This is a genomic window from Streptomyces sp. NBC_01384 (genome assembly GCF_045040035.1).
In the GTDB taxonomy this organism is placed as follows: Bacteria; Actinomycetota; Actinomycetes; order Streptomycetales; family Streptomycetaceae; genus Streptomyces.
Genome location: NZ_CP109560.1, coordinates 58,384 through 74,615, shown reverse-complemented (window position 1 = coordinate 74,615; position 16,232 = coordinate 58,384). Strand labels below are relative to the sequence as shown.

Here is a 16,232-nt window from a genome sequence, read left to right as displayed (position 1 = left end):
CCCGTTCACGCCCCGCCCGGGACCGCGACCTGTCACTTGCCCCGGCGGGGCGGCCAAAAGACATCGATCGATGCCGCCCGCGCGTGAAGGAGCCCATATGGCAGGCAATCTGAGAAGCGTGACCGACGAGACCTTCGTGGATGAGGTGCTTAAGAGCGGCAAGCCTGTGCTCGTCGATTTCTGGGCCGAGTGGTGCGGGCCTTGCCGCCTTGTAGCACCGGTCCTTGAGTCGCTCGCCGCCGACCACAGTGACAAGATCACGATCGTCCAGATGAACGTCGACGAGAGCCCCCGCACCGCTGCAGAGTACGACGTCAGGTCCATCCCCACGCTCAACGTCTACCGGAACGGCAAGGTCGTCAAGACGGTCATCGGGGCCAAGCCCAGGTCGGCCCTGGAACAGGACCTGCTGGAGTTCCTGAGGTGACCGGGACCTGAAGGGGTGACCCGCTTGCCGTGACACGCTCCGGTAAGCGCGAGCGCGGGCGGGTTAGGCCGGCGGTCGGGGCAGCTTCCAGCGCTTTCGGACGTACTGGCTCATGTGCGCGTCTGGATGGCGCTGGAGGTAGCCCTGGTGCTCAGGTTCCGCTTCCCAGAACGTGCCGGACGGAACAACCTCGGTAATCAGTTTCCCTGGCCATAATCCAGACGCGTCGGAGTCCGCGATCACCGCCCCTGCAATGCGTCGCTGCTCCTCGTCCAGGTAGAAGATGGCGGACCTGGAGGTCAAGCCGATGTCGTCGCCCTGCCGGTTCAACGTGGTGGGGTCGTGGATCTGCAAGAAAAACTCCAGGATGCTGCGGTAGTCCGTCCCGGACGGGTCGTAGGTGATCTCGACCGCCTCCGCATGGTTCCCGTGGTTTCGGTATGTCGGTTCCACCACCTCGCCGGTGTAACCGACACGGGTGCCCACGACACCTGGAAACCTGCAGAACAGCTCCTGCATGACCCAGTAGCATCCGCCCGCCAACACGGCATGCTTTGCCGGTACCACGTTGTGTTCCCCCTTTTGTGAGGCCGTAATCGACTGAGGTAGTCCGACACGAGACCGGCCTCGACGGGCGAGGGCCGCGCCTTCGCCTGGTCACGGCAGCTGGACAGGGGCCTCGACTCAGCGGCGTCGAATCGCTGGCTCGTCCACCGTTAGCTGCCTTGGTGGCGGACTCCTTACCCGGCGTCTGCAGGTGCCAGGCCGGGACGCTCTGCAGGGGGTTCCGAACCTGCCCGGGCTGCGTCGCAGTCCCGTGTCCCGGCGGCTACCCCGGGACAACCCGGACATAGTCCGAAGCCAGTTGCGTGCAGGCATACGCCGCTGCCTTGGACGTTTCCCCGAGACAAAAGCATGCGTGTACCTGCTCGGCAGCGGCGTCGAGCCGTGCAACCGAGAACTGAGACAGCCATGACCAGTAGGGAACCGGGCCTAGCAGACGACTGTCACATCGAGATCGCGGACAATCCCGGCGGGCGATTCTACGAGTTGCGGTATGCGACCAGGGGATGCGCATGCTCGTCTACGAGACGGCCGGCTCGCGACGCGTGACACGACTATCCGGGAGGAATACCGCGACCGGGGCTGGTCCAAGCTCCTGATTCGCTTCGCCCTCGACGACCTCGCTGCCAGGGGAGCGACGATCACCAACTACTGCCCGGTAGTGGACCGGTTCATCGAGGAGAAACCCGGATACGCGCAGCTGATCGACCTCGATCACCCTGGCAACTGGGGCCGGTCCGGAAGGCAGGAGTGCGGCGGGGTAGCCCTGAGGGGCGCCCTCACTACTCGGCTCGAGCCGATGGCCGGCCGGGCGACTATGCCGGATAGACGCCTCGTCGATACCGGACCGCTTGAATGGCCTTCTCCCGCCGCGCCGTCACCGAGGCGCCAGCACCGAGATGCCGCGGGGCTCCGACGGCATGGAGGCCGTGATGACTTCACCGGACAATTTCCCACCCTACGAAGACCTGGCCGCCTCCAACCCCCTGCGCTCGCAAGAGGAGTACGACGAGGACGAGCTGGGAGAGGATGTCCTGGACCGGGGTTACTCACCCGCCAATACACCCCTCGCCGTCAACGACTGGGGCGTCACCGCGAGGGAGGGCGCCTCCCACGAGGACCTCGCGCATCGGCTCAGGCGCGAGGTGCCGGAAGGCAGTGCATTGGACGAGGGTGACGGGCTGGGCGACACGATCGGCACGGACGGAGAGCTCATCGACGACCAGGTCGGCGACGAGCGCGCGGGACGCCTCCTCAACTGGGACACGGACGTTGTCGCCGCAGGATACGGCGGCGACGACTACTGGGCGCGGGACGTGGGCATCGACAACGGTGCCGCGTCCGCCGAGGAGGCGGCTGTCCATGTGGTGCCTGACACCCGAGAGGATTCCTGAGCGACCGCCAGCCCCTCATCCGGGCAAGGGGGGGCAGGGTGAGTCCCGAACTGCCCGGACCGGAGGGGCGCTGAGCCAGGGAGGATTCCCTGTCCCTCCGCAGCCGGTCCAGCAGGCTGTATGTCGGCCCGCCCCGGACGGGCGCATCCACGGAAGACCCACCGTCGCCGGGACGGTATACGCCGTTCCCCGCACTTTCGGCCTGACAGCGGCTGCCAGGTCAGACACGTCGAGCAGCCTCTGCAGGCGTTGGGGCCGGTCGGACCCGTCGCTGCACCCAGACCAGTTGCCAGGCCCGCTGCGCAGGAGCCGGGCTGACTTGTCTGGACTGGATGAAGCGGGCTGACACCGCACGCCGGCTGCAGCCGGCGTGTCTGGGCCCTGAGAGAGGCAGCAACCGTGAAAACAATGCATTTCCCACCGGAATTCGGCATCAGCAGCCAGCAAGAGAGCCCCGCTCAGCGCCGTGCGAGATTCGAGCAGGAAGCCCTCCCGCATCGCCGCACCCTCTACGCCGCCGCCTGGCGCATGACCCGCCACGCAGCAGACGCTGAAGACCTGGTCCAGGAAGCGTACGCGCGCGCGTACGCATCGTTCGACCAGTTTCGACCAGGCACGAACTTCGCGGCCTGGATGAAGAAGATCATGGTCAATCAGTACATATCTAGCCGTCGCAGACAGCAGTGCAGACCACCCCTGTGCTTTTCCTCCGAGGTCGGGGACCAGCAGCTGGCGCGTCTTGGCGCCTACGCTTCCGGAGTGTCGAAGTCGGCCGAGGCGGACGCGCTGGAACGCATCGTGAATCCCGACCTCAAAGCAGCCTTCCGCCAGATCTCCCCTCCGCGCCGCCTCGCTGTCTACCTCGCAGACGTCGAGGGCCTCTCCTACCGCGAGATCGCGGAAACGATGGGGACCCCTGTGGGCACCGTGATGTCGCGCATCCACAGGGGGCGCCGGCAGCTCCGTTGGCTGCTGCCGCAGTACACGCCCGGGCTGCGCACAGCGTGACCGCCCGCCGCTGGCGTGGAGGGTTGCGGGCCTCCGCGGCCGGCCTGCTTACCAGCCACTCGCGACAGTACGGGAAAGCGCGCCCCACGCCGCGCGCGAGTCGCTCGTCGAAATACGCCGGAAACCCCGTCCGTGAAATCCCGGGATGCGCGCAGGGCGAATAAACAGCGACTTCGCGTAGACGGCCTGTAGATGATCTCGTGATTGGCTTGTCCGCACAAGATGACCTGGGGATTGAGAACCATGCACTGTGTGGATGTTGGAAAAACGTGCCGCTCGGCCACGGATGGACATGCCGGAACCAGCGGCAGCGCCCCGGCCGCAGGGCCCGCCGAGGGCCGAGGGCAGCTCGACCCGGAGTCCGCTGCCTGGGTGGACGCGCTCGAGGGTGGCCGTGGGTCGCAGTACGAGCAAGCCTGCACGCGGCTGCACGAACTGCTGGTGCGGATTGCCATGGATGAAGTGTTCCGCCGGGGTCCTCGTTACCGAATTGCCGGGCCCGAGCTGAACGATCTCGCCCATCAGGCGGCCGCCGACGCACTGATGAGGATCGCCCACAAAATCCAGGAATTTCGAGGCGACGCCAGGTTCACCACATGGGCGTTCCGATTTGTCGTACTTGAAGTGTCCAGCAAGCTGAGCCGCCATTTCTGGCGTGTTTCAAATACCCGGTTCGACTTGGACGAATGGGCGCAAGTGCCCGACCGCTCCGGTATCGACCCCGTCAGCCAATGGCACGCGCGAGAGCTGGTCGAAGCTGCGCGCGACGCAGTCGAGACAGCACTGAGCGCCCGCCAGCGGCAGGTCTTCACCGCCGTCGTCAACGGGGTCTCCCTGGAAACGCTCGCCAGTGAGCTGGAGACGAACCGCAACGCGCTCTACAAGACGATGTTCGACGCCCGTAAGAAACTGCGAGCTCAGCTAATAGCCAGTGGACATCTCAGCGCCGCGGGCTGATGCAGCGGCGGCGACGTCGGCCCGGGCAGCGCTGACCGAGGGGTTCGCACCGCAGCCGCACACGTCCCGGGGGCCTGGCAGTCGTGCTGGCGTTGTCCCCGCGTGAACTGCTTGGTGCCCGCGTTGTCGTTTCGGGGGGTTGTAGTCGGTGTCCGGGGCGGTTCAGAAGGACAGGTTCTCGGCATGTGGCAGCCGGGCCGGGCAGGAAGGCCGGCAATAGATGCCAGTGGTGTGAACCGCGGTGACGAACTGGCCGTCGTAGCGTCGGCCTTGTCTGTGACCGCCTGATAGCAGGTGCCGAAGTCGGTGTGTATGGTCCGCCGTGTTCTTGGGTCTAGCAGGCATGCCGAACAGGCCTCAAGAGGCAGCGGCCGCCTGAGAAGTGTGTCGTGGAACGAACGCGATCGTGGAGCTGCGAACGTGGGCTCAGCTGCGAGCGAAGGATTCGATGTGGTCCAGGGCCATGTCCAGTGCGACAGCCACCGGCTCTGAGCTGTGAGCGTTCTGTGCAAGCACGTAACCACCCTGCAGAGCAGCCAGCAGACCAGTACCCAAGCGTTGTGGGTCCGCGTGCTCGGCGAGTACGCCGAGGACGCGGAGTCGGGTCAGCGTTTCGACGAGCATCCGTTGCCAGGCATCGAGTGATGCGTTGAGCGCTTGGCGGGACTGCTCATCGTTGTCGGACAGCTCAATCGACATCGCGCCCAGTGCGCAACCGTAGGAGCCGTCCTGTAGTGAGTTGGCGTGGACCAGGGCGTCGCGCCAGCGGCGCAGACCGGTGAGGGTCTTCACGCCGCGCAGGCGCTGTTCCTCGCGGGCGAGGACGAACTTCGACTGCACGTCGATCACGGCGTGGATCAGCGCGCGTTTGTCCTCGAAGTGGTTGTACAACTGCGACTTACTCGTGCCGCTCGCCAGCCGGACGTCATCGAGCGTGGTGGCGTTGACGTCCTTGACATAAAACAGCTTGGCCGCCGAATCAACGATCCGTGAACGGGTCTCCAGGCCGCGTGGCGTGCGGCGAGCAACGCTGGTTCCGGGCACGGTGTCTCCCTCGGGCATGTTACTCACTCGTGCTGCTCGGCAGCCCTGCGTGTCACGACTGCGGTGGCCTCGATATCCAAGCGGAGACTGGGCCGGATCAGTTGTGACACCACTGCGAGCATATAGGCCGGTCGGTGAGAGATGACGTCCTTGCGAACCTTCACCTAGGTGTCCGTGTCGTCGCGATCCGTGAGCCGGGACCGGGCCTGGACGATGTCGCTCAGTTCGGCGCCCGCGCACCGCGGCGCCTCTCACGCGTTGCCCGAGGCTTGCCCGGCCTCCTCGGCGAAATCCTCCGGCGGACCCGTCCGGCCGCAATCCCGGGGTGCTGGACACGACGACCTCATGGCGCCGGCCGGGATCGCGACAGCTTCGGAGAAGGTGCCGATATGGCGCGACATCCTGGCGTCGATGAACTGTGTTGCGGCGGTCATGTCAGCGAAAACCCCCTCGTAGGCGGACGCGAGATGGAGGCGGCAGGCAGACCCGAGAGATCTTGCGTTCGTCCCAGTCGAGTCCTAAGAGTGGACCAAATCGTCCATCAAACTCGGTCGATCAGGCCTGAGTCGAACTGGCTCGAGACGGCTTGAACTCGCTCGCGCCGATCGGCCGAAGTGGCTCACGGTGCAGCCTCTATGTGTGGCTCTGAGCTGCGGGTTCATGAGCCGATGCGACATTGACCCGCTTGCGTTCGGCGCGGCAGACTGGGCCCGCCCAGGGGAGGGGTTGCGTAGAGTTTTCTGGTCTGTATAGTCCTTCTTATGTGGTGTCCGGATGGCGAAGAGATCCGGAACTCGACGCCGGCGGAGTCACCCCTCGCGATGCAGGCCACCAGGCGCCCGGCGCAACCGTCGCCACGGGCCAGGTTGCGGCCAGCCCAGCTAAGGCCTGCGACGGAGCTCTGAAGCGCTACGAGCCCGACCCGGGCTCGACGACTACTCACACCCCGACCGGAGGTCGATTTGCCGTGTCAAGACTGAACCTTCCCCCTCAAGAGGACGTGCCCGCCGGCGCGCAGCAGATACTCGACAACGTTGGTGCGCAGCTCGGTTTCGTCCCGAACATGTTCAAGACCATCGCGTCGAACCCGGCCGTTCTTGAGGTCGTCACGACTCTGCAAGGCACCTTGAGCCGGGTTCTCGATGCGAAGACGCGGCACAGCATCGCGCTGGCCGTGTCGCAAGCCAACGACTGCAGTTACTGCCTGGCGATGCACACCTACGTCGCGACCGAATTCGGCGGCATGTCAGGTGAAGACATCGAGCTCGGCCGCGTCGGGAGCTCGGTCGATCCCAAACGCGCCGCGGCCGCTCGCTTCGCGCAGCGGGTGGTCGACAGCCGCGGGCGGGTCAGCGACGCCGAGCTCGCGGGTGTGCGAGGCGCCGGGTACACCGACCCGCAGATCCTGGCGATCGTCGCGGTGACGGTGCAATTCCTGCTTACCAACGTCATCAACAACGTCAACCAGACCAACGTCGACATCCCCACTGCCAGTTCGGGCGGTACGTCCGGCTGACCGCTCCAACCCTCGTACCGGGCCGTGTACGCGGCCCGGTACCCCTCTCACCGATCCGATGATCTTTCAAGAAGGGGCTTCACATGCCGGGCTCTGAGCTCTACGAGAAATTCATGGCGTTGCACACCCGTGACGGCGGGTTCGTCATGCCGAACGCATGGGACGGCCTCTCGGCGCTGATGCTGGCTGATGCCGGCTTCAAGGCGATCGCGACATCGTCGGCGGCGCTCGCTTTCACGCTCGGCAGGTCCGACGGGCGTCACGAAGTCACCCGCGAAGAACACCTCGAGCATGCGCGGCTGCTCGACCGACTCACCGGGCTGCCCGTCAACGGAGACTTCGAGGACGGTTACGGCGACACGCCTGAAGACGTCGCCGCGACCGTTCAGGCCGCCGTGGCGTCCGGCCTGGCCGGTATCGGGATCGAGGACACCTCGGGCAATCCCGATCAACCGATCCGCGACTTCGACGAGGCAGTCGATCGCGTACGTAGTGCCGTCAACGCGGCCAAGGGACGCATTGTCGTCACTGGCCGGACCGACAACTTCATCCAGGGACGGTCCGATCTCGATGACACCATCCGGCGTCTGACGGCCTTCGCCGAGGCCGGCGCGGATGTGCTCTATGCGCCGTTCCCGCCCGACCGCGACGCGCTCGTCGCGATCGTGACCGCGGTCGCGCCAACACCGGTCAACGTCCTGGTGTCGCCGGCGGACAAGGTGCTGACCGTCCCGGAGCTGCAAAAGATCGGGGTGAAGCGGATCAGCGTGGGTCCGATGCTCTATGCGAACGCGATGGGGTCCCTTGAACACGCCACCAAGGCGCTCGTCGCGGGCGACCTCGCCTCGGCGACGGCAGGTATGAGCTTCGACCGTATCGGTGAACTGCTTGCCCGTGGCAAGAAGTAGCCCAACCTGCGAACCACTGCTTCTCATCTACTGATTGCAAGAAGAAGGAAGATTGACATGAATCTCGACAAGCTTATGAACAAGCACCTCACCAGGTATTTCGACCCCAGCAAGACCATTCCGCAAGAGACCCTGGAGAAGTTGCTGAGGTTCCTGCGTTCCACGCCGACGTCGGTGAACATACAGCCGAACCACTTCTACGTCCTCGCCACACCCGAGGGGAAGAGGCGCCTCGCGGACAATCTGGGCGAGCGGTTCCAGGACAACGGCGAGAAGATCCTGAACGCGTCGCACACCATCATCCTCACCACCCGGGCTGACGTGCCTGACAGCCACCTCGAGGCAGTGTTCAGCAAGGAGAGGACCGACGGCCGGTTCCCCGACCCGGCGAAGCAGGAGCTCTGGGAGTCGATGACCCGGGACTTCCTCAACCTGCGCAACTACGGCTACAAGGACTTGAACCACTGGATGGAGAAGCAGACCTACATGGCGGTGGGCCTGACCATGATGGCGGCCGCCGAGTTCGGCGTCGAAGCAACACCGCTGGAGGGCTTCGACCCGACTAGTGTCGACAAGGCGTTCAAGATCCGTGAAACCGGACACAGCACGACCGTGCTGCTGGCCCTCGGCTACCCCGACCCGGAGAGGGTGTACACCAGCCCGATCTCGCGATTCGACGCCGACCAGCTGTTCACCTTCATCTAAACACCCGGAGTTGATCACCTTGGACGGACAGGAGCTGCAGAAGATCGCGGGCGACTGCACTGTGGAACTGCCTGGCGCCGACCTGGAGCATCGTTTCGGCCCCGACTGGGGGGTCTACAAGGTGCGCGGCAAGGTCTTTATGCTCATGACCGACATGCCGGGACACCCCGTCGTGATCTTGAAAGCTGATCCGGACGACGCCGCAGCCCTGCGTGAGCAGCACGCAGACATTACTCCCGGCTATCACATGAACAAGAGGCACTGGATCACGGTGGAAGGCGGGGGCACCATCGACGAGAAGCTAGTGAAGGAGCTCGTGATCGACTCGTACCGTCTCGTGGTCGGCGGGCTTCCCAAGTCCGAGCAGCCCGTGGATCCGCACACCTACGGCCGCCGCGCCTGACCTTCGTCATGCCCATCAGCGGCGAGAAGCTCCAGGACAGAGCGCGCGACACAGCACCGGCGATGCCCACTGACGGCTTGGCGGTGAACTTCGTCGTCGAGGCCGATCGTGCCGAACTGGGTGAGATCGTGCAGCGAGCGCGGGACGGGCGGCTGCGGACAAACGTCGGTGACGTCGCGAGCTTCGATGATGCCATTGGTGCCCTTAACGCGACCACGCGACGCGGCGGGAAGACAGTCATCCGCGTACGCTCGTAGGGAGCCGATGGCCACAGTCCCACTGGCGGGTCATCCTCACGGTGTACGAGATGCAGCGGCTCGGCCGCGACGCCGCCGAACTCTCAGCAGCCTCCCCCGCAGCCCGGACGTGTTGGTCTGCGTACGCATCCTGCAGGGCACCGCTGCCGCATTGCTGGTGTCTCGGGTTCTCGCCGTCGGACCTGGACGTGAACTCATTGACCAGGCCTCCACCGACCAAATGCACAACGAGCGCCGCCTACTGAACCTGCTGACGCCCACCGAGACCACAGCACTCGAAACGCTGCTCACGACCTGGCTCTCACGTATGGCACAGGCCGACCCATCAGTAACTGACCAGACGCCTATCCGAGCCGCGACCTTCTGGAAAGAACGGTATGACGCAGCTTGGCAACACGGGTGATCGTTGCGTGCATCGCGTCGACTCTCGGCTTAGGAGAACCCACTTCATGCCCAGCCCCACGGTCTTCCGATCAGCTGCTGCCGCCGCCGGCGACCAAGGACTGCTCCTCGGCCGCGCCTTCCCCGACCAGATCCGGCGGACCTGGGAGTTCTACAACGAACTCCTCGCTACCGCCGGGGCGGCTCGCCAAGACGTCACCAAGTGGGGCGAGGAGGCCTTGGAGCACATCAGCGCGCTGGCCCCCGACCTAGCCGCCGAAATCGACGGCATCGCCCGCGGCTCCGGCCTGCCGCCGCATCAGATCGCCGCGCTCAATGCCCGCACGGAGATCCTCGGCCGACTCGGACAGCAGCACCCGGAGTGCTCGACCGTCGTCCACATCCCGGCCGACGGCGGCCCACCGGTCACCACCCAGACCTGGGACTGGCACGACGGTATGCGCGACAACTGGTTCGTGTGGAGCATCGAGCACCCGGACGGCCGGGTGGTGCGCACGCTCACCGAATACGGCATCGTCGGCAAGATCGGAGTCAACTCCCGCGGACTCGGCCTCCACTTCAACATCCTCGGCCACCGCTCCGACCAGTCCCCCGAACACCACGGCCCATGGCTCCCAGTCCACGTCCTGGCCCGCCTGGTACTCGACCGCTGCGCGACCCTCGACGAGGCGAAGGCACTGGCCATGGGCATCCCGGTCGCGGCCTCTTCCGCGCTCACCCTGTGCGACTACGAGGAAGGCCGCGCCCGCGCCGCCACCGTCGAAGTCAGCCCGGCCGGTCCCGACCTGATCCAGCCCGGCGACGACGGCTACCTGCTCCACACCAATCACTTCCTCGCCCCGAACCTGTCCCCCGGAGAGACCATCGGAACACAGGACCCCGACACCTACCACCGCTTCGAGGCCCTGCAGAAACGCACCCGCCCGCTGGATGCCCCGGACCGCGGTGCCCTGCTGCAGGCCCTCACCGTCCACCTCGCCGAGGGCGCGGCCCTGTGCTGCCACGCGGCCCCGACCGCGCCACTCGGCCAGCGCTGGGAAACTCTGGCCACCGTGTCCCTCGACGTCACTTCAGGCCACCTCGCCGTCCACCCCGGCGGCCCCTGCACCGCCCAGCCCCTCACCTGGACGCAGGTCTGACAGATCGCCCCCGGTCACCATGCCGACGACGGCCACCACCCTGAGGCCGCACCGGCGCCTCCGGCACCACTCGCTGGAACAGCTCCCACAGCTCGTCCGGCACCAGTCGCTCAACGATGCCCACCACGACCGATAGCCTACCCAGACACCCAAATGAGATGACGTCTAGTACTCCAGCAGCGTTTCTCCATTTGTGCTGGTCAGAGCGCCTGTTTGGAGTCTAGCGGGTTGATGTCTCGTCAGGTTGGCGGTCGTTCGTTACTCACCTGATCGGAGTGCGTTGAACCTGGCATGGTGACGGATGTTGAAGCAGGGGTGTGAGCCGCCGAGTTGGAGTCGTTGCTGCTGCGGGTGGGCGAGCGTTTCACCCGGGTGAAGCCAAGACGTCGGATGCGGGACTGAGGTTGATCCCCGGGAGTGGACACCGGGTTTCATGCGACGAGTGACAGCGTATGTGATGTGGTCAGTTGCTGTTCGAACTCGGCTGGTGTGAGGTAGCCGAGCGCGGAATGCCGACGGTGCCGGTTGTAGTACGACAGCCAGCGGAACAGTTCCAGCCGAGTCTGTGCCTTCGAGGTCCAGCGCCTTCCGCGGAGCAACTCGCGCTTGAGACCCTGGAAGAAGGACTCGGCGAGAGCGTTGTCATAGCTTGAGCCGACCCGGCCCAGCTGCGGCGGATGCCGTGCCGGCGGCAGACCTCGGCGAAGGCGGCCGCGCTGTATTGGGCGAGTTCAACCGGTCGTTGCAACACCGGGCTGTTGTAGTGAGCGTAGTTGCTCCTCGAAGACCTCGGCTGGTGTCCGCCAACCGAGGGTCTTGCGGGGCCGGTTGTTGATCGCCAGGGCGACGGCTTCGAGGTCTGCGGACGACCACCGGGACAGATCGGTGCCCTTCGGGAAGTACTGACGCAGCAGCCCGTTCGTGTTCTCGTTCGTCGGTCGTTGCCAGGGCGAGTGCGGATCGGCGAAGAACACCTTCGTCCCGGTTTCGACGGCGAACTGGGCGTGGCCCGAGAGTTCCTTTCCGCGGTCCCAGGTGAGGGTTTTGCGCAGCTGCTCGGGCAACTGCGCCATCGATGCCGTAAGCGCCGTGTTCATCGCGATGGCGCCATAGCCCCCGAGCGAGGGACCGTTCTTCACGGGCGGATTCTCGCCCCAGCCCTCGAGCCGGGGCAGGTGCACGAGGAGCGTGGAGCGGCTGCTGCGCTCGACAAGCGTGCCGATCGCAGATCGTCCCGTCCCGATGATCAAATCTCCTTCCCAGTGTCCGGGGACCGCACGGTCCGCAGCCTCGGCGGGGCGTTCACTGAGGACGACCTCCGCGGTGACATGCCCCTGCGGCTTGTTCTGCGACCGGGAACGGGGAGTCCGCAGCGCCCGGCCAGTGCGCAGACATGCGACCAGTTCCCGCTTGAGCGCGCCACGGCCCTCAATGAACAGCGACTGATAGATCGCTTCGTGGCTGATGCGCATGGACTCATCATCGGGGAAGTCGGCACCAAGTCGGTGCGAGATCTGTTCCGGGCTCCACGCCATCGCCCATCGCCTGTCCTGCCGATGCGGCTTGTTCAAGCCCTTCCAGGCGCGCGGGTCTCAGGCCCGGTGACGATCGTGCCGTCGGGTCGACGGACACTGCCGGCGAGCCGATCCTGCACGTACTCACGCAACCTGTCGTTGCCTACGAGTTTCGCGGTCTTCGGACGCTTCGCGGCCTGCTGCGCCTTCCACTGCGCCACCAGAGCCCGGTAAACCGACTTGCCACTCCGGGTCGCCGCGTTGCGGCGCAGCTCGCGTGAGATCGTGCCCGGGTCGCGTCCGATCCTGCGGGCGATCTCGCGCACGCCGATCTCCTGGGCGCGCAGCAGCGCGATCTCCTCACGCTCGGCGAACGACAGGTAGCGGCCCGTGGGCTCATCCAGGCTGATCGGCGGCATGCCGCCAGCGTGACGGAACCACCGGGATCCGACCGGCCATGAAACGCCAACAGCCACCGCGGCCTCTGCCGTCGTCACTCCCGACGCGATCCGCCGCCAGAAGTCCCGCTGCACCGCACGAGACGGCTCCGGTCGGCCTGGCGAACGCATCGACGGTCGCAACGCCCGATCCGCCGCCCACTGCCGTCGCGCACCCGCAGGCAACTTCGGCACCTTCTTCTCGTCTCGCCCCATCGCGCACCTCCGTGATCAAGGTGTTGCGACGACCAGTTGAATCCGCCTTGAGCGCCCCTGTCGGTGTGGAAAACGACGCCGCGAACCCGGCCGCCGCGGGCGGCCACGGCCATCTCGATCGCGTCGGTGACCAGCGAGGTGCGCATGTGGTCGGCGATTGCCCAGCCCACCACCTTCCTGGAGCAGATGTCGATCACCGTGGCGAGGTAGAGCCATGTCGCGCCGACGGCTATGTAAGTGATGTTGCCGCACCACCTGGTGTTGAGCGTGTCCGCGGTGAAGTGGCGCATGACGAGGTCCGGCGCGGGCGGCGCGGTCCTGTCCGCGATGGTCGTCCGCTTCTTCTTGCGTAGGTGCTGGCGGACGATGTGGTTGATCCGCATCAGCCGGGTGACGCGCTTGCGGTTGATCCGCCGTCCTCTCGCGCGCAGTTCAGCATGGACGCGCGGAGCCCCATATGCCCCCTGGTGTTCGGCATGGATGGCGCGGATCTCGCTCACGGTCTGCTTCTCCTCGGCCCGGCGCCCGGCGCGGGCCTGCTCGGTGGCCAGATGCCGGTAGTAGCCGGCGCCGGACGCCCCGAGCACCCGGCAGATCCGCTGCACGCCGAAGTCGGCGCGGTTCTCGGAGATGAAGTCCCAGCGGCGGGGGCTCACTGCACCTCTCGGATACTCCTATGTCAAGCGGTAAGCGGTAGCGGCTTGTTGGGGTTGGTGGCGGGTCGACTCTGCCGCTGTTCATCGGCGATGAGGGCCTTGAAGACCTGATCGGAGACTCTGCGTCGGAGCAGGCGTCGGGCTTTGGACGAGGTGGCATAGGCCGTCGCCTGCGCGCTGAAAGGCGACCGTTTCCTGATCATGCCCACCACGGCCGGGCACCGGCGACGGGGCATCGCCAATGACCACGAACTGACCACGATCGAGGCTGCTACCACCGGGTGAGGCGACCGCACAGGAACGCTGGTACCCGTGACGAGTGAGGGCCGAGCGGCCCGTCCTGGCTTCATTGGTCACGTGATCGGCTGGATCCTGCTGGAAACAACGCTGGGCTTGACCGCATACTTCCTGTTCGCGCACCCCGAGGGGGAAGGCCCCCAAGTGCGGGACGCCGTACTGGGGCACACGACGGCGACCGCTTGCCGATCTTGCCTGGGCCTACGACTTTCCGACCCGTCAGGTGTCACCCTTCGCCAGCCTCGCATTTTACAACGAGCACGTGAACCTCTACCTCGACGGGCGGCTGCTTAACCGTCCCGCCTCCCATCACCAGAGCCATCCGGGAAAGGGAACACCCTATGTGAACTGCGTGAACGCCAGCAGACGCACACCGCGTGGGGGGAACCCATGTCACCCGAATGGCCTACTTATCAGGGCATTCCATCGGATTAGACCTTTAGGGTGACGGATGGGCGTGCAGTCAGTACACGCCCATCCGTCACCCGCTTTCAGGAACGGGTGCTTGCTGCCTGGCGCGGTTGCGCCGGGCCGGACAAGGAGCAGGCAGTGAACAAGGCACTCGCAGGAACGTTGGCCGTCGTAGCCGTCAGCGGTGTCGCCCTGACCACGGCCCCCACGACAGCCGCCGAAGGCTCGAACAGCCAGCCCACAAAGACGCAAGTTTTCTCCACCGTACTCAGCCCGGTCCCGACCAACCACGCCACCGGTTCCGGTACCGCCCGCGTCCAGCTCACCGGCAACCAGGCCACCGTCACTGTCATGGTCTCCGGACTCCTCGCCGGCGTCCCGCACGCTGCGCACATCCACATCGACGGGCAAGGCCGATGCCCCATCGCTTCGGAAGCCACCCTACTCAACGGACATCGGGCGCTCAGTACCACCGACGGCGCAAAGGCATACGGCAAAGTCGGCGCCTCACTCACCACACGCGGCGACGTCAGCCCCAACAGTGAGGTGGCCGTTACCCGTTTCCCCACCGGCTCCGCCTACACCTACAAGCGAACCTTCAAGGTCACTGCCGACGCGGCCGCCAGCATCCGCCGCGGCAACGCCGTCGTCGTCGTCCACGGCATTGACTACAACGGCAGCGGAAAGTTCACCAACGTACTCGGCCCGAGTGAACTCGACCCCAAGCTTCCTCAGACCGCGACCGCCCCCGCAATCTGCGGCGCTCTGCGGGCCACGCCCAGTTGAGCCACCGACCTGGGTGACAGCTCGCCGTACAGACGGCGACGCCGTGGAGACGGTTGACGGCGCCGTGCTTGCCGTCATGGCCATCGGTGGCCTCGCCCGTCCCTCCGGGCCAGGCCACCACATCACAGTCTGACCCCACATCTCAATCAGGCGGCGCCCAATATGCGCCGCTACGCGGCGGGCTCCGCTCCTGCACCCGACGGTTCGACCCCAAGTCCTAGACCGGCAGATCACCAATTGCGTAGTTCACAAGATCAAGGTGTGCAGGGCCTGGGCGAGCGTTGATCCGCTCCGACCGGCGTTCGTACTGCTTCCGGCTGTTCTGGGGGTCTCGGCCACAGCCTGGGCGGTGAACGACGCCGACGCACTCTCCCGAGTCGTCCGGATCATTGATGTGAGCGAGGGGATGAGGCCCGTTTACGTCCACGGCGTACCGCTCGTCGAGCGCCGCGGCCTCCGCGGCACGCCCTTGACCTCAACAACAAAGATCTACTGTGAAGGCGTGCGGAGTGTCCGGGCCGGCACTGATGCCTGCTTTGGGTTTCCGGCGCGTACCTCCTGGTCGGTCGGACTGAGTGAGAGGACAAAGATCTGCTGTGAAGGCGTGCGGAGTGTCGGGGGCCGGGAAGGAAGTAGCCCTGCTGGAGTTGCCTGAACCGTCATCTCCCGGGTCCGGTCAGATCCTGGTGACGGTTGAGGCGGCCGGGGTCGGCCCGTGGGACCAACTGCTGAACGGCGCTGGCTGGGACGTGGGGCTGCGCCCCCCGGCTGCGCTGGGAGTGGAGGGCGCGGGCAAGGTGCTGGCCGTCGGCGCGGGTGTCACCGGGTTTGCCGTAGGCGACCGAGTTGGCCTGTACCAGGGCGTCACGCCAGCGGCGCAGACCGGTGAGGGTCTTCACGCCGCGCAGGCGCTGTTCCTCGCGGGCGAGGACGAACTTCGACTGCACGTCGATCACGGCGTGGATCAGCGCGAGTTTGTCCTCGAAGTGGTTGTACAACTGGGACTTGCTGGTGCTGCTGGCCAGCCGGACGTCATCGAGGGTGGTGGCGTTGACGCCCTTGACATAGAACAGCTTGGCTGCAAGAGAGCAATGCTCAGGACTTGTGGATCAGCTCCTCTGGAGGGCGCGCGAAGGGCGTACCTTCCCGAGTGAGTGATCAAGTCACCGAGTAGGCCCGCGCTGTGAACGC

The 16,232-nt window shown here is 65.8% G+C and carries 13 protein-coding genes and 8 pseudogenes; 13 read left to right on the top strand and 8 right to left on the bottom strand.

Annotation, left to right across the window (positions count from 1 at the left end; translation table 11 throughout):
* Positions 1 to 97 precede the first annotated feature (97 nt).
* Entirely contained in the window at positions 98 to 427 is a 330-nt protein-coding gene (gene trxA / locus OG747_RS47625) for a thioredoxin (RefSeq protein ID WP_331744876.1), read from the top strand.
* A gap of 63 nt (positions 428 to 490) precedes the next feature.
* Here the strand turns inward: trxA and msrA are convergent, their stop codons facing one another.
* The gene (gene msrA / locus OG747_RS47620; RefSeq protein ID WP_405886183.1) at positions 491 to 946 is read right to left on the bottom strand and encodes a peptide-methionine (S)-S-oxide reductase MsrA; all 456 of its coding nucleotides are present in this window, start codon (positions 944 to 946) and stop codon (positions 491 to 493) included.
* A gap of 538 nt (positions 947 to 1,484) precedes the next feature.
* Here msrA and OG747_RS47615 point away from each other — a divergent pair.
* The 4 genes and pseudogenes from OG747_RS47615 to OG747_RS47600 all read left to right on the top strand — a co-directional run.
* A pseudogene (locus OG747_RS47615) lies at positions 1,485 to 1,682 on the top strand (N-acetyltransferase); the annotation flags it as partial.
* Between the two features lie 241 nt (positions 1,683 to 1,923).
* Positions 1,924 to 2,385: a DUF5709 domain-containing protein gene (locus OG747_RS47610; RefSeq protein WP_331745079.1), complete on the top strand. Its 462-nt coding sequence runs from the start codon at positions 1,924 to 1,926 to the stop codon at positions 2,383 to 2,385.
* 408 nt (positions 2,386 to 2,793) lie between these two features.
* On the top strand, positions 2,794 to 3,393 hold the full coding sequence (locus OG747_RS47605; protein ID WP_331745081.1) for a sigma-70 family RNA polymerase sigma factor: 600 nt from the start codon (positions 2,794 to 2,796) through the stop codon (positions 3,391 to 3,393).
* Between the two features lie 372 nt (positions 3,394 to 3,765).
* Positions 3,766 to 4,350 carry a sigma-70 family RNA polymerase sigma factor gene (locus tag OG747_RS47600; protein WP_405886180.1) on the top strand — a complete coding sequence of 195 codons (585 nt, stop codon included), beginning with the start codon at positions 3,766 to 3,768 and terminating at the stop codon, positions 4,348 to 4,350.
* 162 nt (positions 4,351 to 4,512) lie between these two features.
* Here the strand turns inward: OG747_RS47600 and OG747_RS47595 are convergent, their stop codons facing one another.
* Together OG747_RS47595 and OG747_RS47590 are read right to left on the bottom strand one after the other, a co-directional pair.
* Positions 4,513 to 4,695 carry an Ada metal-binding domain-containing protein gene (locus tag OG747_RS47595; RefSeq protein ID WP_405886178.1) on the bottom strand — a complete coding sequence of 61 codons (183 nt, stop codon included), beginning with the start codon at positions 4,693 to 4,695 and terminating at the stop codon, positions 4,513 to 4,515.
* Positions 4,696 to 4,776: 81 nt separating this feature from the next.
* Entirely contained in the window at positions 4,777 to 5,394 is a 618-nt protein-coding gene (locus tag OG747_RS47590; protein WP_331764938.1) for a TetR/AcrR family transcriptional regulator, read from the bottom strand.
* 967 nt (positions 5,395 to 6,361) lie between these two features.
* Between OG747_RS47590 and OG747_RS47585 the strand changes: the two genes are divergently transcribed.
* The 6 genes and pseudogenes from OG747_RS47585 (at position 6,362) to OG747_RS47560 (ending at position 10,724) form a co-directional block, all read left to right on the top strand.
* Positions 6,362 to 6,910, top strand: a complete 549-nt coding sequence (locus OG747_RS47585) for a carboxymuconolactone decarboxylase family protein (protein ID WP_331745086.1) — start codon at positions 6,362 to 6,364, stop codon at positions 6,908 to 6,910.
* An 83-nt stretch (positions 6,911 to 6,993) separates the two neighbouring features.
* Positions 6,994 to 7,818 carry an isocitrate lyase/phosphoenolpyruvate mutase family protein gene (locus OG747_RS47580; RefSeq protein ID WP_331744882.1) on the top strand — a complete coding sequence of 275 codons (825 nt, stop codon included), beginning with the start codon at positions 6,994 to 6,996 and terminating at the stop codon, positions 7,816 to 7,818.
* Positions 7,819 to 7,875: 57 nt separating this feature from the next.
* Entirely contained in the window at positions 7,876 to 8,523 is a 648-nt protein-coding gene (locus OG747_RS47575; RefSeq protein ID WP_331744885.1) for a nitroreductase family protein, read from the top strand.
* Between the two features lie 19 nt (positions 8,524 to 8,542).
* Complete coding sequence (locus tag OG747_RS47570; RefSeq protein ID WP_331745089.1) at positions 8,543 to 8,926, top strand: MmcQ/YjbR family DNA-binding protein; 384 nt, start codon at positions 8,543 to 8,545, stop codon at positions 8,924 to 8,926.
* A gap of 59 nt (positions 8,927 to 8,985) precedes the next feature.
* Positions 8,986 to 9,183 (top strand): annotated as a pseudogene (locus tag OG747_RS47565) (NADP-dependent oxidoreductase); the annotation flags it as partial.
* Between the two features lie 449 nt (positions 9,184 to 9,632).
* A complete protein-coding gene (locus OG747_RS47560) occupies positions 9,633 to 10,724 on the top strand; it encodes a C45 family peptidase (RefSeq protein WP_331744887.1) in 1,092 nt (363 codons plus the stop codon).
* A gap of 10 nt (positions 10,725 to 10,734) precedes the next feature.
* Here OG747_RS47560 and OG747_RS47555 read toward each other — a convergent pair.
* From OG747_RS47555 to OG747_RS47540, 4 pseudogenes are all read right to left on the bottom strand, one after another.
* Positions 10,735 to 10,848, bottom strand: a pseudogene (locus tag OG747_RS47555) (IS5/IS1182 family transposase); the annotation flags it as partial.
* Between the two features lie 307 nt (positions 10,849 to 11,155).
* Positions 11,156 to 11,451 (bottom strand): annotated as a pseudogene (locus tag OG747_RS47550) (integrase core domain-containing protein); the annotation flags it as partial.
* 4 nt (positions 11,452 to 11,455) lie between these two features.
* Positions 11,456 to 12,657: pseudogene (locus OG747_RS47545) on the bottom strand (IS30 family transposase).
* A 74-nt stretch (positions 12,658 to 12,731) separates the two neighbouring features.
* Positions 12,732 to 13,553: pseudogene (locus OG747_RS47540) on the bottom strand (IS3 family transposase); the annotation flags it as partial.
* Positions 13,554 to 14,393: 840 nt separating this feature from the next.
* On the opposite strand from OG747_RS47540, the gene OG747_RS47535 reads away from it, so the two are divergent.
* Both OG747_RS47535 and OG747_RS47530 read left to right on the top strand, forming a co-directional pair.
* A complete protein-coding gene (locus tag OG747_RS47535) occupies positions 14,394 to 15,041 on the top strand; it encodes a CHRD domain-containing protein (RefSeq protein ID WP_331744890.1) in 648 nt (215 codons plus the stop codon).
* A gap of 575 nt (positions 15,042 to 15,616) precedes the next feature.
* Positions 15,617 to 15,868 (top strand): annotated as a pseudogene (locus OG747_RS47530) (alcohol dehydrogenase catalytic domain-containing protein); the annotation flags it as partial.
* A gap of 138 nt (positions 15,869 to 16,006) precedes the next feature.
* On the opposite strand, the pseudogene OG747_RS47525 reads toward OG747_RS47530, so the two are convergent.
* Positions 16,007 to 16,114, bottom strand: a pseudogene (locus OG747_RS47525) (TetR family transcriptional regulator); the annotation flags it as partial.
* Between the last annotated feature and the right edge of the window lie 118 nt (positions 16,115 to 16,232).